The sequence below is a fragment of the Sphingomonas arenae genome (assembly GCF_016924655.1).
GTDB classification, from domain to species: Bacteria; Pseudomonadota; Alphaproteobacteria; order Sphingomonadales; family Sphingomonadaceae; genus Sphingomicrobium; species Sphingomicrobium arenae.
The window spans coordinates 267,710-281,757 of the sequence record NZ_JAFFJU010000001.1; the positions used below are offsets into that span (position 1 = coordinate 267,710).

The following is a 14,048-nucleotide window of genomic DNA, read 5'->3' on the forward strand; positions in this document are numbered from 1 at the left end:
CACGATAGCGTTGCGGCTTATGTCCGCAATGGGTCGGAAGCAGACCTCACCCCCGCCGCTCCGCCGTCGCATCCACCACCTTCGTTCCCGGATGATGCTTGTCGAGGTGGCGCTTGATGATGCGCAGGTTGCGGGTGTTGCTCTTGAAGAAATAGTCGGGGACGGCGCCGATCCACGGGATGAGGCCGAGCAGCCAGTCCACGCCGATGTTCCCCGCCATGCGGGTCATCTGCCACTTCCCCATGCCCAGGTTGCGGGCTTCCCAGGCCATGTAGGTGCCGAGCACAGCGGCGGCGGTTGAGCCCAGGAACGGCACGAGGTCGAGCACCACGTCCAGACCGACTGGCTTGTTGGTGCCGGGGATGACGAACAGGCGCTCCATGACGCGCTCCATTGCTTCCACCCGCTGGCGAACGCTCGCTGGGTCGGTGCCGAGCGGGAGCGGTGGTCTCTTTAACGGTTCGGGTCGGACAGCCACTATTCCCTCCCTTGTCCCGGCCGCTCGCGGAGGTTGGTGAGCGGATGCCGGGCGAAACGGTTCTCGGCGAAGCCCGGAATGTCACGCCCGACCAGCGACCAGCGGACCGGTGCTGCAATGGGCATGAACAGGACCTGCTGGCGCATCTGTCGCTCGGCTTCTCCGAGGAGGGCGTTCCGTTGCGGTGCGAACGGCGTGGTTCGGGCAGCGGCAAGCAACTTGTCCGTCTCCTCGGAGCAGATCGGGGCGACCTCGCAGCGGAACTGGCGCAGGAACCAAGCGGGGGAGAGCGAGGGCGCCACAAGATCGACGAACCGGAGATCCGCGGGCGCGTCGCGGCCGGCTGCCTCGACCGCAATCCCCAGCGGGGCCCAGTCCGTCCTGAGCCGCTGAAGAACGATTGCTGCACCCGGGCCGTCCGGAAGTGCGATCCGGATGGTGGGGCGCTCCGCCTCGAACAGACGCTCTGCCTCCGCCACCAGCTCCGCCTGACGTTCAGCCAGGGGAAGCGCCGCCCAGTCCGGCACAGCGGCGTTCACCACGCCTTCCAGGCCCGGCTGCAGGATGCTCGCGCGGGGTTCCAGGTCGGGAACACCAAGGGCGGCAACCAGTGCGGGGCGATCAATCGCGCGGTCCAGCAAGGAGCGGACCTCCGGCTCGGCGAGAGGGCCGGAGGAGCGCGCCGGCATCAGCCCGAACAGGCCGGCAACGGGGTCGAAGCGCAGGCTCCCGCGCGGTAGCGAAGCTCCCAGGGCCGAACCCAGGTTCGCGAAGGTTCCGCCGAGCACGAGGTCGGTGTCCCCGGCGATGAACGCCTTGATCGCCGCGCCGACATCACGTCCGAGCAGGTCGACCCGCTCCTGTTCCGCTTCGCGTCCGTCTGGCGCAGGGATCTCGCGTCTGAGCCGAAGCGCACCATTGACGGCGGCTCCATCCCTAAGCTGGAAGGGTCCGGTCCCCACTCCTTCGCGCACCAGGGCGAATTCCGGCTGCGCAAGCAATTGCAACAACTGCGGCCGAGGTGCGACCAGCCGCACCTCAATGACGCGCTCAGTCATGGGCACCACGTCCGCAATCGCGCCAACCGTGTCCTTGAGTGAATTGCGGCTCGTCCGCGCGAGCTGACGCTTCAGGATGCGAGCGACGTCACGCGCAACAATCTTCCGCCCATCGGGCCACTCGCCGGTCGCCAGGCGAAAGATGTAGCTGAGGCCGTCATCACTGACGTTCCAGCGCTCGGCGAGGCCAGGCTCGATATTTCCGACCGGGTCAAACCGCACCAGCCCCTGCGCCACACTGGCGAGCAGCACCGCCTCTCCCGCGTCGAGCGGTCCGGCAGCGGGGTCGACGACCTTCGGCGTGTCGCCGAGCACCGTTACGTGCACGGCGCCCTCTTCCGCCTGCCGACAGCTCATCAGCAGCGTCAGCACCAGCAATCCAACGAGCGGAAACCGCATCCTCATCCGCAGCGATGTAGCGAGCCCGAGGGCACAACCCAAGCGTTCAGCTTCTAGCCATGCACGCTCAACTGTATTAGTGGGGCAATGCAGCGTGCTGCTGCGAACAACAAGGGTGCCGGTCCACGTCGATGGCTGATCGTGATTCTCCGTGGCAGCGCGACGGCCTCAATATCGAGGAACTCCCCGACCCCTTTGCTCCGCCAGCCGACCATGCGCCGCCCCCGGTCCGTCGGAAGCGGCGGTGGATTAGGATGGGGTTCACGGTCACCGGCGCGCTGCTGTTGATCACGATCCTGTGGCTGGTCATCACCGCGCCGCTAGGCCGGGCGCTGGAGCCCCTTCCCGATCCAGCCATGCTGCTGGTTTCGGCCGAGGGAAGGCCGATTGCCCGGCGAGGAGCGATCAAGGACCGCCCGGTGGAGGTTGCTAAGCTCGATCCACTCACCCCGGCGGCCTTCGTGGCGATCGAGGACCGACGGTTCTATCGCCATTGGGGTATCGATCCACGGGCGATCGGCCGGGCGATGGTCGCCAACATGGCGGCGGGCGGTGTCCGGCAGGGGGGCAGCACCCTCACTCAGCAGCTCGCCAAGACGAGCTTCCTGTCCTCGGACCGCAGCCTGAAGCGCAAGGCGCAGGAAGTCATCATCGCCTTCTGGCTTGAAGGCTGGCTGACCAAGGACGAGATCCTCTCGCGCTATCTCTCCTCCGTCTACTTCGGGGACGGGGTCTATGGGCTCCGGGCTGCGGCACGGCATTACTTCAACCGTTCACCCGAGAAGCTGACCCTGGCGCAGTCGGCGATGCTGGCGGGCCTGGTTCAGGCTCCGTCCCGCCTGACGCCCACCAAGAACCTGGCAGGAGCCCAGAAGCGTAGCCGGCTGGTCCTGCAGGCGATGGCGGACACTGGCGTCATTACGCCTGCGCGCGCCCGGGCGACCCGCTCCGCTCGGCCCATCATCGCCGGCCAGCGTGTGCCCACCGGCACCTACTTCGCGGACTGGGTCGCTCCTTCCGCGAGCAAGGCGTTCGAGAGCGACTTCGGCCAGGTGAAAGTCCCCACCACGCTCGATGCCGATCTCCAGCGACTGGCGGTTCGCGCGATTACCCGCGCTCCCATCGACGGAGCGCAGGCCGCACTGGTGGCCATGCGGCCCGACGGACGGGTGGTCGCCATGGTGGGCGGACGCTCCTACGGCGAGTCGCCGTTCAACCGCGCCACTCAGGCCCGCAGACAGCCGGGGTCCGCTTTCAAGCTGTTCGTCTATCTCGCGGCGCTCCGGGCGGGTTGGACGCCCGAGTCCCTGATCGATGACTCTCCAATCACGATCGACGGCTGGACACCGGCCAACAACGACGGGGTGTACCGTGGAAGAATCACCCTCAAGGAAGCATTCGCGCGATCGAGCAATGCGGCCACGGTTCGCCTCTCCGAGGCAGTGGGTCGGAGCAATGTGCTTCGCGCCGCGCGGGACCTGGGTATTTCGACCCCTTTGCCCAATTCGCCAAGCGTGGCGCTCGGCACTGCGGGGGTCAGCCTGCTGGAGCTGACCAGCGCCTACGCCGCGGTCGCCAGCGGTCGCTATCCCGTGAAGGCGACCGGGTTGCAGCCGACGGTTCGTGACGAGGGCGACCTCACGGATGCCTTTTTCATGCGCGGCGGGAGCCTCGAGCGCGGACGGGACTGGAAACCAATGCTCGATCTCCTGTGGGCTGCCGCCAACGAGGGCACGGGGCGCCGGGCCGCGCTGGCAACGCCAACCTTCGGTAAGACGGGAACGAGCCAGGACAATCGCGACGCGCTGTTCGTGGGCTTCGCTGGAGACTTGGTTGTCGGCGTCTGGGTGGGACGCGACGACAACAAGCCGCTGGGCAAATCCATGTCCGGCGGCACTGCGGCTGCCCAGATCTGGCGCGCGTTCATGGCGCCCTCCGTCAGCATCGATGGGCGTTCCGCAACCGCGCTCCCGCGCGACTATCAGCCGCCCCGCAGACAAGCTGCCGAGGAGCGTCGGAGCCCAATCCCTTCGGATTGGACCGAACCGGACTGGATCGAGGATGCGGCCGAGGCTCTGGAGCGACTGCTCGATCAGTTCTGAAGTGGTTGAATCGTTAAGATTCCTTAACCCGCGCCTTTAGCGATTCATCAACCCATTCCACCGTAAACCACCGATGACCGACGTGCTCCCGAAGCCGCCGGTGGCGGGAGAAATCCCGAACAAAGTGGAACTAGGAGATCGGACATGTCGAAGTTTCTGAAGATGCTGAAGAACGAAGAGGGTGCCACCGCGATCGAGTACGGCCTGATTGCCGCTCTCATCGCCGTTGCCGCCATTGGCGCGATGTCCAGCATCGGCACCAACCTGTCGGGCAAGTTCAACACTGTCGCGACGAACCTCAAGTAAGTCGACGAGCCAGTTTAGGAGACCGGAAATGAACAATTTCCTTCGGTTGATGAAGAACGAAGAGGGCGCAACCGCCATCGAGTATGGCCTCATTGCCGCACTCATCGCCGTCGCCGCGATTGGCGCCATGTCGAGCGTGGGGACCAACCTGTCGGGTAAGTTCAATACGGTTGCCACTGAACTGGCGAAGTAAGACCGACTTACCTGAACGATGGGCGGCGGCGTCGAAAGGCGCCGCCGCTTTTCGTTTGTGCTGACCGCAGACCAGCGCTTCGGCACATGAGGCAGGCCACAACGAAAAACCGGCCGAGCACCGAGTGCCCAGCCGGTCTTTTCAAAAGCGGGATGGTGGAGCCGAGGGGGATCGAACCCCTGACCTTCGCAATGCCATTGCGACGCTCTCCCAGCTGAGCTACGGCCCCTTGTCCCGCGCGCCTTTAGGCGAACTTTCCCGTTCCGCAAACGGGAAAATGCATCCCCCGACGCTTAGTTGTTCTCTTCGTCCGTGTCGCCGGTCTCGACTCCCAGGTCATCATCACCCGTGCCGAGATCGACCTCGTCGTCCGCGCTAGGCTCCTCGTCCTCGTCCGGGATGGCGAGATCTTCTGCACCGAGATCCTCGTCCGCCGCAGCCGGGTCGGCCACGACGCCCGCGGCCACAGCCGGGGATTCGAACGGCATGGGCTGCTTGGACTTGAGCACCGGCTCCGGCACGAACGCCGTGCCGCACGAAATGCAGGTCACCGGGTCGTCCTTGCCCAGGTCATAGAAACGGGTCGAACACTTGGGGCAGGTTCGCTTGTGGCCCCACTCGGGCTTCACCATGGACAACTCCAACGATCATGGGGGCCGGGAAGAGGGTCTTCCGGCCAAATCGGGCGGCGCCTTGCCATAGCGGGGGGTGGCTGTCAAAGCCGCGCCCATGCCCGCGCCAAAGCCCCTCGTCATCGCGGTCGACGGACCAGCCGCCAGTGGCAAGGGCACGATTGCCCGTGCCCTCGCCAAGCATTTCGGTCTCCCCCACCTTGACACCGGCACGCTGTATCGAGCCGTGGCACTCCACCTGCTACGTTGGGGTGGCGATCCGGAGAGCGAGTTCGCAGCGTTGCGTGCCTGCGATGAAATCGCTGGGCTGGCGGACGATCCAGAGTTGCGCAGCGAAGCCGTCGGCGGGATCGCCAGCCGCATCTCCGCCTATCCGATGGTTCGCCAGGCCTTGCTGCAGCGCCAGCAGAACTTCGCCGAACAGCCCGGCGGCGCCGTGCTGGATGGACGCGACATCGGCACCGTCATCGCGCCGGACGCTACGGCCAAGCTGTTCGTGACCGCCTCACCCGAGGTCCGGGCCGAAAGGCGATTGGCCGAACTGCTTGCCCGCGGTCTCCATGCCCATCTGGCCGATGTGCTGATCGATATCCGCGCGCGTGACGAGCGGGACAGCCATCGTTCGGCAGCTCCCCTGGCGAGGGCAGACGACGCGCTCCTCCTGGATACCAGTGCGCTCGACCGGGACTCGGCGGTCGCGCAAGCCGTTCGTCTGGTTGAACGAAAGATCAAAGCGGAAAGCCAACCTGCATGACCGACACGCCTTCTCTCCGGACCGGTGGACGGATCCTCGTCGATCAGCTGCGCATCCAGGGCTGCGACCGGGTCTTCACGGTGCCAGGCGAAAGCTTCCTGGCGGTCCTGGATGCCCTTCACGATACGCCAGAGATCGATGTGGTGGTCTGCCGTCAGGAAGGCGGCGTCACCTACATGGCCGACGCGGATGGGAAGCTCACCGGCCGCCCGGGCGTGGCCTTTGTGACCCGGGGGCCGGGCGCGACCAATGCCAGCGCAGGCGTCCATGTCGCGTTCCAGGACTCGACCCCGATGATCCTGTTTGTCGGTGACCTGGACCGCGGCGACCGTGACCGCGAGGGTTTCCAGGAGATCGACATGGCGGCGTTTTTCGCCCCGGTCGCCAAGTGGGCCGCTCGGATCGACGACGCTCGCCGCATTCCCGAGTATGTCGCGCGCGCCTGGCGGGTAGCGACTGCGGGACGGCCCGGTCCGGTGGTGCTGGCGATCCCCGAGGACATGCTCCGCGACGAGGTCGAAGCGGTCGATCGGCCGGCGGTTCCTTCCGTGTGCGAGAGCCCCGATCCCGGAGCGATCGCCACCTTGTTCGAGCTGCTCAAGGAGGCCGCCGCCCCAGTCGCCATCGTCGGCGGCGCCGACTGGAGCCCATGCGCGGCGCACCACTTCGCCAACTTCGCCGCGCGCCACGGGATCCCGACGGCCGCCGCATTCAGACGGCAGGATGCCATCGGCAACGACTGCCGGGTCTATGCCGGGAACCTCGGCTATGGCCCCAATCCCAAGCTGCAGCAGCGCATCCGTGAGGCGGACCTGCTGCTGGTGGTCGGCGCACGCCTCGGTGAGTCCACGACCGACGGTTACAAGCTGATCACCCCCGACCACGTTGGTCAGACTCTGGTTCACGTCCACCCCGACCCCAACGAACTTGGCCGCGTCTATCACGCCGACCTGCCCATCTGTTCGGACATGAGCGAATTCGCGCAGGCCGTGGACCTGTGGACTGACCCAGACCTCGTCCGCTTCGGCGCCGGCGACGAGGCCCATGCCGAATGGCTGGAGTGGAGCGAACCGCAGCCACGCGATGGCGTGGCGATGGACCTCGGCTTTTGCATGAAGGTCCTGCGGGAGACGCTGCCCAGGGACACCATCGTTGGCAACGGCGCAGGCAATTTCTCGGGCTGGGTGCACCGCTATTGGCGCTACGCAAGCACGCCGTCGCAGCTCGCGCCAACCAGCGGCAGCATGGGCTACGGTCTGCCGGCAGCAGTGGCGGCCGCCATTCGCTTCCGCGACCGGCAGGTGCTGTGCGTGGCCGGCGACGGCGACTTCCTGATGAACGGGCAGGAGTTGGCGACGGCGGCGCAGTATGGCGCGGACCTGCTGGTGATCGTCGTCGACAACTCGAGCTACGGCACCATCCGCATGCACCAGGAGCGCGACTATCCCGAGCGGCTCAGCGCCACCCAACTGAAGAGCCCCGACTTTGCCGCCCTTGCCCGCGCATTCGGCGGGTGGGCCGAGACGGTGGAGCGCACCGAGGACTTCGCCCCTGCCCTCGCCCTCGCCCAGGAGCGCAGGGGAATCCGCCTGCTGCACGTGAAGACAGACGTCGAGGTGATCAGCAACCAGACCACGATTTCGGCGCTGCGTGAACGCGCACGGGGCTAAGGAACAAACCAAATCGGCAACGACCGCGCCGAAGCGCATCGCACTCCTGTCTCGAACAGGAGAAATGCCACGTTCGTTTGGAACTAAGGTACTTTCGACCGAGTGCTCCGGGTTGTTCTGGGGCCTTGCCATCCCTTTCGCTGGTCTTCATCGGCCACAAGACCAGCTTGGGCTATCTTGACCTGATCCCGCTCGTCACCGGCCTGGTGGGTTACTGCCCTGTCTACAGGTTGCTGCGCCTCAATACCGGTCCGCTGAAGCGCTGACCGGCTAGAGCCCGAAGGGCCACATCTCGTGCTCACCCTTGCCGTGGATGTCGGTAAGCGGCGTCACCGCGCGGGTCTCGTCGAACCAGATCCAGCCATCGAACTGCTCGGGCAGAACGGCCTCGCTGTAATGGCTCCAGCGCTCCGTTTCGGGTCGATAAATCACGCCGATAAAGCGCTCGAGCCGCTCGGCCATGAGTGGCTCGGGCGCGTCCTCGCGCAGGTCTAGGAGGAAGCGCGGCAACCCCGTGTCGTGGCACAGGCGCTCCTGACTGCCCTCCAGCGAGGGCCGCACCGGCTTGACCTTCATCGGCGTGTCCCAGTCGTCCGCCGCCGCCACCGTTCCCGTGTGGGTGCCGAACCCGATCAGCCGTGCCTCCGCCCCGAACTTCTGCTTGGCCAGTTGCCCGATGTTGAGCTCGCCCCGCTGCCGTCCCATGCCTGTGGCGCGGGCATCGCCGATGTGGCTGTTGTGCGCCCAGACGACGGCCTTTGCGCTCGGCCCCTTGGCATCGAGCAGCTGGCAGAGCGTCTCGAACATGTGCGTGTCCCGCAAATTCCAGCTGTCGTCCGACCCGTGGAACATGGCGCGATAATAGCCTTCCGCATTCTTCACGAGCCGGGCGTTGGCCGCCGCGTCCAGCCATTCGTCACAGTCCCCGCCGAGGCATTGCTGCTCCAGCAGATCCCTCAGCACCGCCACCGCCCCGTCCGCGCAGAAGGCATAGCCCGCGGACAGCGCCATTGCCCCGTAGCGAGCCGGATCGCGGCTGAACGGTGCGAGGCAGTCGTAGCGCTGGCGGGCCTCGGCGGCGAGCGCGGGGTCCTTCTCCTCGAGGAAGCCGATCACCGCCCGCATGGACCCGTGCAGGTTGTAGAGGTCGAGCCCGAACAGCCCCGCCTGCCGCTCGGGGGCAACCTCGGTATTGTGGATGCGCAGCCAGCGAAGAAACTGGTCGAACTCGAGGTTGCGCCACATCCAGGTCGGGAAGCGCTCGAACGCGACCTCCTCACCCTCGCGGCGCGGGCGGTGACGAACGAAGCGGTCAAGATGTGCCGCATCGGGCCAGTCTGCTTCCAGGGCCACGATGGTGAAGCCATGCTGCTCGATCAGGCGCCGCGTGACGGCGGCACGGGCGCGATAGAACTCGCTGGTGCCGTGGCTTGCCTCGCCGAGCAGCACGACACGGGCATCGGCATACCGGTCGAAGCACTTGGCGAAGCCCGGATCGTCGATCTGGGGCAGCGGCTCTGCCATGTCGTACAGCAGCTCGACAGGCCGCGCCTGCTCCAGTGTGCTCATGCCTCACCTCTCAAGAGAGGAACGAAGCGGACCGGCTCAAGCTCCTCCTCCCGCAATCGCCCGTCGGCAAAGACGGTCAGGCGAACCAGCCGCTGCGGACCGTCATGGGCGCCCTGCGGCATGATGATGCGGCCATTGGGCGCCAATTGCTCGAACCATGCGGCGGGCACCACGGGGTTGGCCGCGGCGCAGAGGATGACGTCGTAGGGTGCTGCTTCCGAGTAGCCGAGCATGCCGTCCCCATGCACCACCCGGACATTCGGAATGCCGAGCCGCCGCACGCGGCAGCGGGCAAGCTCGGCAAGTTCCGCGTGGCGCTCGACAGCGACAACGCTCCGCGCAAGATGCGCCATCAGCGCTGCCGCGTAACCCGATCCGGCGCCTACCTCGAGGACATGGTCGCGCGGAGACAGGTGGGCAGCTTGCAACATGACCGCCACGATAAAGGGCTGGCTGATTGTCTGCTCGGCTTCGATCGGCAGCGCTCGATCCTGGTACGCTTCGCCCTGCAGCTGCTCCGAGACAAACAGCTCACGCGGAACCTCGTGAAAAGCGGCGAGCACCGCCGGATCGTGGATGCCGCGCGCCTGCAACTGATCGCGGACCATGGCCGCCCGCAGCCTGGCAAAGTCCGTCATGGGGCTTCAACACGAAAGCCCCGACAGCGTTCCTAGATAAGGCCGGCGAGCGGGCTTGATGGGTCGGCGTAGCGGCGCTTCTGCATGCGGCCGGCGCGGTAGGCGAGACGCCCCGCCTCGACCGCTGCCTTCATTGCGCGTGCCATCAGGATCGGGTCCTTGGCCTCGGCAATGGCGGTGTTCATTAGCACGCCGTCGCAGCCAAGCTCCATCGCTGCCGCTGCATCGCTGGCGGTGCCGACGCCCGCATCGATCAGCACCGGTACCTTCGCCTGCTCCACGATCAACCGGATGGTTACCGGGTTCTGCACGCCAAGGCCGGATCCGATCGGAGCGCCGAGCGGCATAACTGCGACTGCGCCGGCGTCTTCGCAACGACGAGCCATGATCGGGTCATCGGTGCAATAGACCATGACCTCGAAACCCTCTCTGGCCAGCAGTTCCGTGGCGCGGACAGTCTCGATCATGTCCGGGTACAGCGTCTTAGCCTCAGCCAGCACCTCGAGCTTTACGAGCGTCCAGCCTCCCGCCTCGCGCGCAAGGCGCAGCGTCCGGATCGCCTCCTCGGCGGTGAAGCACCCGGCGGTGTTGGGCAGGTAGGTGACCCTCTTCGGGTCGATATAGTCCGTAAGCATCGGCGCGTTCGGATCGCTGACGTTCACGCGGCGCACTGCAACGGTAACGATCTCCGCGCCTGAAGCCTCCACAGCCGCGGCATTCTGCTCCAGACTCTTGTACTTGCCGGTGCCGACGATCAGCCGCGAGCGAAAGGTCCGCCCGGCGACGGTCCAGGTGTCGGCATCGACTGGGTGATGTGCGTTCATGGGCTCAACCTCCGCCCACGAAGTGGACGATCTCATAGTCATCGCCGTCCTCGACCTGCACCTCGCCCAGCGTAGAGCGGGGAACTACGGCGAGGTTGCGCTCCACCGCGACGCGGGCCGGATCGAAGCCGATCAGCTGCACAAGACCTGCCACCGTGGTCCCCGCCGGGACGCGCCGGTGCTCGCCATTCACGCTGATCGAGTGGGTTTCGGTTTCGGTCGTCATTGACTGGAGCATCTAGGTGGCGGAAGGCAGCGCCGCAATGCGCAAGGTTCTGGTTCTCAACGGTCCCAACCTCAATCTGCTCGGTACCCGCGAGCCGGAGGTCTACGGTTCCGACACGCTCGACGAAATCGCCCAGCGGCTTCATGCCCGCGCCGAAGAACTGGGCCTCGAGGTCGACATCCGTCAATCCAACCATGAGGGGCATCTGATCGACTGGATGCAAGAGGCCGGCGAGCCGGAAACTCAGGCCGTGATCCTGAATGCGGGAGGGTTCACCCATACGTCGGTCGCGCTGCGGGACGCGATCGCGGCGGTGACTACGCCGGTGATCGAGGTGCATCTCTCCAATCCCCAGGCGCGCGAGAGCTTTCGCCGCCGAAGCCTGATCTCGGGCGTTTGCAGAGGCTGCATCAGCGGTTTCGGAGCTCTCTCCTACCTGCTGGCACTGGACGCGGCGGCCCGGCTCTGACAGGAGCGCCGCCAAAACACAGGGAAGACACCATGGCTGACGAAAAGACCGGCAGCGGCGGAAACCAGATGCGCGTTGACAGCGCGCTGGTGCGCGAACTCGCAGAATTGCTGAGCGCGAATGAGCTGACGGAAATCGAGGTCGAAGACGGCGATCGCAAGATCAAGGTCCGGCGCGAGCTGTTCACGGCCGGGCCCGCAGTGCACGCGGTGCCCATGGCTGCCGCCCCAGTCGCGGCTCCCGCGCATCCCTCCACTCCCACCGGCGCCGCCAGCGAGGCATCCGCCGCGGCCGAGAGCCTGCCCGCCGGCGACCTCGTCCGCTCGCCGATGGTCGGCACCTGCTACCTGACGCCGGAGCCCGGCGCGAAGCCGTTCGTCACCCCCGGCCAGCCGGTCAAGGAAGGCGACACACTGCTCATCGTCGAGGCGATGAAGGTGATGAACCCGATCACCGCCCCCCGTGCCGGCACGGTCAGGCAGGTGCTCGTCGCCAACGCCCAGCCGGTCGAGTTCGACCAGCCGCTCGTTGTCATCGAATAACCATGCGCAAGATCACCAAGCTGCTGATCGCCAATCGCGGCGAGATCGCGCTGCGCATCCATCGCGCGGCGCACGAGATGGGCATCAAGACCGTCGCCGTGCATTCCACTGCCGACGCCGACGCCATGCACGTCCGCCTCGCCGACGAGACGGTGTGCATCGGCCCGCCGCCGGCGACCGACAGCTATCTCAACATCCCCAACATCATCTCTGCAGCCGAGATCGTCCACGCCGACGCCATCCACCCGGGCTACGGCTTCCTGTCCGAGAACGCGCAGTTCGCCGAGATCGTCGAGCTCCACAACCTTATCTGGGTCGGCCCCAAGCCCGAGCACATCCGCGTCATGGGGGACAAGGTCGAGGCGAAGCGCACCGCCGCCAGGCTTGGCCTGCCACTGGTGCCCGGCTCGCCGGGACCGCTGGAGACGGTTGAGGAGGCGCACGCGGTCGCCAAGGAAATCGGCTACCCCGTCCTGATCAAGGCCGCATCCGGTGGCGGTGGCCGCGGCATGAAGGTGGTGCCGTCCGAGGATCAGCTCGAGAGCCTGATGATGCAGGCCGCATCCGAGGCGAAGGCGGCGTTCGGCGACGACACCGTCTACATGGAGAAGTACCTTGGCGACCCGCGGCACATCGAGTTCCAGGTGTTCGGCGACGGCGAAGGCAGCGCCATCCACCTCGGTGAGCGCGACTGCTCCATCCAGCGCCGCCATCAGAAGGTCATAGAGGAGGCCCCCTCCCCGGTCATCTCCGCCGAGCAGCGCGCGGAGATGGGGGGGATCGTCGCCAGGGCGATGGCTGACATGGGCTATCGCGGCGCGGGCACCATCGAGTTCCTCTACGAGGACGGCCAGTTCTACTTCATCGAGATGAACACCCGCCTCCAGGTCGAGCATCCGGTCACCGAGATGATCAGCGGCATCGACCTGGTGCGCGAGCAAATCCGCGTTGCGCAGGGCGAGGGGCTCAGCTGCCGGCAGGAGGACATTCGCCTCCACGGCCACGCTATCGAGTGCCGCATCAATGCCGAGGACCCGCAGACCTTCGCTCCCTCGCCCGGCCTGGTGAAGAACTATGTCGCGCCCGGCGGCATGCACGTCCGCGTGGATAGCGGCCTCTACGCCGGCTACCGCGTGCCGCCCTACTACGACAGCATGATCGGCAAGCTGATCGTTTACGGCACCACTCGCGAACGCTGCATCATGCGGCTGAAGCGGGCGCTGGAGGAGTTCGTGGTGGAGGGGATGAAGACCACCATCCCGCTCCACCAGCGAGTGATCCAGGACGAAGCGTTCCAATCTGGTGACTACACCATCAAGTGGCTGGAGCGCTGGCTCGAGGATCAGCGCAACTGACCTGCAGGGTGCGCTGACAACGCGCATCCAAGCCGTCATAGACGGGAGCGGCATGACTCGCCTCGATTCCCGCCTGCTGCTGCAAGGTTATGCGACCGGGGTCTTTCCCATGGCTGACAGCCGGGAGGCCGAGGACCTTTACTGGGTGGAACCCCGCTATCGGGCGATTCTCCCGCTGGACGGCTTCCACCTGTCGCGTTCCCTCGCCAAGCGGCTGCGGTCGGGCAGGTTCCGGGTGACCCTGGATTGCGCCTTCCATGAGGTGGTGGTGGCCTGCGCGGACCGGGAGGAAACCTGGATCAATCCAGCCATCGAGGAGGCCGTGCTTGAGCTGCATGGACGGGACCGCGCCCATTCGGTGGAGGTCTGGCAGGGGCCTGACCTGGTGGGTGGGCTTTACGGCGTGCGCCTCGGTCGCGCGTTCTTCGGTGAAAGCATGTTCAGCCGTCGGACCGATGCGTCCAAGGTCGCGCTCGCCTGGCTGGTTGCGAGACTGAAGGTCGGCGGCTTTGCGCTGCTTGATTGCCAGTTCATGACGGAGCACCTCGCCAGCCTGGGCGCCGTGACAATCCCGAGGTCGGCTTACGTGGCGTTGCTGGGCGCCGCGGTGGGGACTTCGGTCAGCGGGTCCGGAGTGGGTGGAGGTGCCGCAGCCGGAGCGTCAGCGGGCGCTGGCGCGGACCGAGTCGCACCTCCGGAGTTCCGTGCACTGGAGCGGCTGCTCGAGGAAGCGGGAGCCGCGGCCGACTCGGCGGCATCAGGGAAGTTCATCACGCAGCTCTTGGGCCAGACGTCGTAGACGGGGTGCTCGACGACGTTGAGCGAAGGCGATT

15 protein-coding genes, 1 tRNA gene and 1 pseudogene are annotated in these 14,048 nt (G+C 66.3%); 10 read left to right on the top strand and 7 right to left on the bottom strand.

What is annotated here, in order from left to right; genetic code table 11:
• Positions 1-46: 46 nt before the first annotated feature.
• Both JT720_RS01345 and JT720_RS01350 read right to left on the bottom strand, forming a co-directional pair.
• Positions 47-478, bottom strand: coding sequence for a DUF4112 domain-containing protein (locus JT720_RS01345; protein WP_336512021.1), 432 nt, complete (start codon positions 476-478; stop codon positions 47-49).
• On the bottom strand, positions 478-1,935 hold the full coding sequence (locus JT720_RS01350; protein WP_205478798.1) for an ABC transporter substrate-binding protein: 1,458 nt from the start codon (positions 1,933-1,935) through the stop codon (positions 478-480). The genes JT720_RS01345 and JT720_RS01350 overlap by 1 nt, the downstream gene beginning before the upstream one ends.
• Positions 1,936-2,066: 131 nt before the next feature.
• Here JT720_RS01350 and JT720_RS01355 point away from each other — a divergent pair, with 131 nt between their 5' ends.
• The 3 genes from JT720_RS01355 (at position 2,067) to JT720_RS01365 (ending at position 4,536) form a co-directional block, all read left to right on the top strand.
• The gene (locus JT720_RS01355; protein ID WP_205478804.1) at positions 2,067-4,037 is read left to right on the top strand and encodes a transglycosylase domain-containing protein; all 1,971 of its coding nucleotides are present in this window, start codon (positions 2,067-2,069) and stop codon (positions 4,035-4,037) included.
• Positions 4,038-4,181: 144 nt separating this feature from the next.
• Entirely contained in the window at positions 4,182-4,343 is a 162-nt protein-coding gene (locus JT720_RS01360) for a Flp family type IVb pilin (protein ID WP_205478807.1), read from the top strand.
• 28 nt (positions 4,344-4,371) lie between these two features.
• Positions 4,372-4,536 (top strand): Flp family type IVb pilin, encoded by a 165-nt coding sequence (locus JT720_RS01365; protein WP_205478814.1) that lies wholly within the window; start codon positions 4,372-4,374, stop codon positions 4,534-4,536.
• A 153-nt stretch (positions 4,537-4,689) separates the two neighbouring features.
• Here JT720_RS01365 and JT720_RS01370 read toward each other — a convergent pair.
• Together JT720_RS01370 and JT720_RS01375 are read right to left on the bottom strand one after the other, a co-directional pair.
• Positions 4,690-4,765, bottom strand: a tRNA-Ala gene (locus tag JT720_RS01370).
• A gap of 64 nt (positions 4,766-4,829) precedes the next feature.
• On the bottom strand, positions 4,830-5,168 hold the full coding sequence (locus tag JT720_RS01375; RefSeq protein ID WP_205478816.1) for an FYDLN acid domain-containing protein: 339 nt from the start codon (positions 5,166-5,168) through the stop codon (positions 4,830-4,832).
• 97 nt (positions 5,169-5,265) lie between these two features.
• On the opposite strand from JT720_RS01375, the gene cmk reads away from it, so the two are divergent.
• From cmk to JT720_RS01390, 3 genes are all read left to right on the top strand, one after another.
• Positions 5,266-5,922 (top strand): (d)CMP kinase, encoded by a 657-nt coding sequence (gene cmk / locus JT720_RS01380; RefSeq protein WP_205478817.1) that lies wholly within the window; start codon positions 5,266-5,268, stop codon positions 5,920-5,922.
• Positions 5,919-7,592: a thiamine pyrophosphate-binding protein gene (locus JT720_RS01385; protein ID WP_205478818.1), complete on the top strand. Its 1,674-nt coding sequence runs from the start codon at positions 5,919-5,921 to the stop codon at positions 7,590-7,592. The genes cmk and JT720_RS01385 overlap by 4 nt, the downstream gene beginning before the upstream one ends.
• A 125-nt stretch (positions 7,593-7,717) precedes the next feature.
• Complete coding sequence (locus JT720_RS01390) at positions 7,718-7,858, top strand: YgaP family membrane protein (protein WP_237219604.1); 141 nt, start codon at positions 7,718-7,720, stop codon at positions 7,856-7,858.
• A gap of 4 nt (positions 7,859-7,862) precedes the next feature.
• On the opposite strand, the gene JT720_RS01395 is transcribed toward JT720_RS01390, so the two are convergent.
• The 3 genes and pseudogenes from JT720_RS01395 to thiS all read right to left on the bottom strand — a co-directional run bounded on the left by JT720_RS01395 (position 7,863) and on the right by thiS (position 10,849).
• On the bottom strand, positions 7,863-9,161 hold the full coding sequence (locus JT720_RS01395; RefSeq protein ID WP_237219605.1) for an erythromycin esterase family protein: 1,299 nt from the start codon (positions 9,159-9,161) through the stop codon (positions 7,863-7,865).
• Complete coding sequence (locus JT720_RS13700) at positions 9,158-9,799, bottom strand: protein-L-isoaspartate(D-aspartate) O-methyltransferase (RefSeq protein ID WP_237219606.1); 642 nt, start codon at positions 9,797-9,799, stop codon at positions 9,158-9,160. The genes JT720_RS01395 and JT720_RS13700 overlap by 4 nt, the downstream gene beginning before the upstream one ends.
• Positions 9,800-9,831: 32 nt before the next feature.
• A pseudogene (gene thiS, locus JT720_RS01400) lies at positions 9,832-10,849 on the bottom strand (sulfur carrier protein ThiS).
• 37 nt (positions 10,850-10,886) lie between these two features.
• Here thiS and aroQ point away from each other — a divergent pair.
• Genes aroQ through aat form a run of 4 tightly spaced genes read left to right on the top strand, consistent with a single transcriptional unit; the run spans position 10,887 to position 14,014 of the window.
• On the top strand, positions 10,887-11,318 hold the full coding sequence (aroQ, locus tag JT720_RS01410; RefSeq protein ID WP_205478824.1) for a type II 3-dehydroquinate dehydratase: 432 nt from the start codon (positions 10,887-10,889) through the stop codon (positions 11,316-11,318).
• 32 nt (positions 11,319-11,350) lie between these two features.
• Complete coding sequence (gene accB / locus JT720_RS01415) at positions 11,351-11,860, top strand: acetyl-CoA carboxylase biotin carboxyl carrier protein (protein WP_205478825.1); 510 nt, start codon at positions 11,351-11,353, stop codon at positions 11,858-11,860.
• Positions 11,861-11,862: 2 nt separating this feature from the next.
• Entirely contained in the window at positions 11,863-13,215 is a 1,353-nt protein-coding gene (accC, locus tag JT720_RS01420) for an acetyl-CoA carboxylase biotin carboxylase subunit (protein WP_205478826.1), read from the top strand.
• A 52-nt stretch (positions 13,216-13,267) separates the two neighbouring features.
• Positions 13,268-14,014, top strand: a complete 747-nt coding sequence (gene aat / locus JT720_RS01425) for a leucyl/phenylalanyl-tRNA--protein transferase (RefSeq protein WP_205478827.1) — start codon at positions 13,268-13,270, stop codon at positions 14,012-14,014.
• The last annotated feature ends 34 nt before the right edge of the window (positions 14,015-14,048 follow it).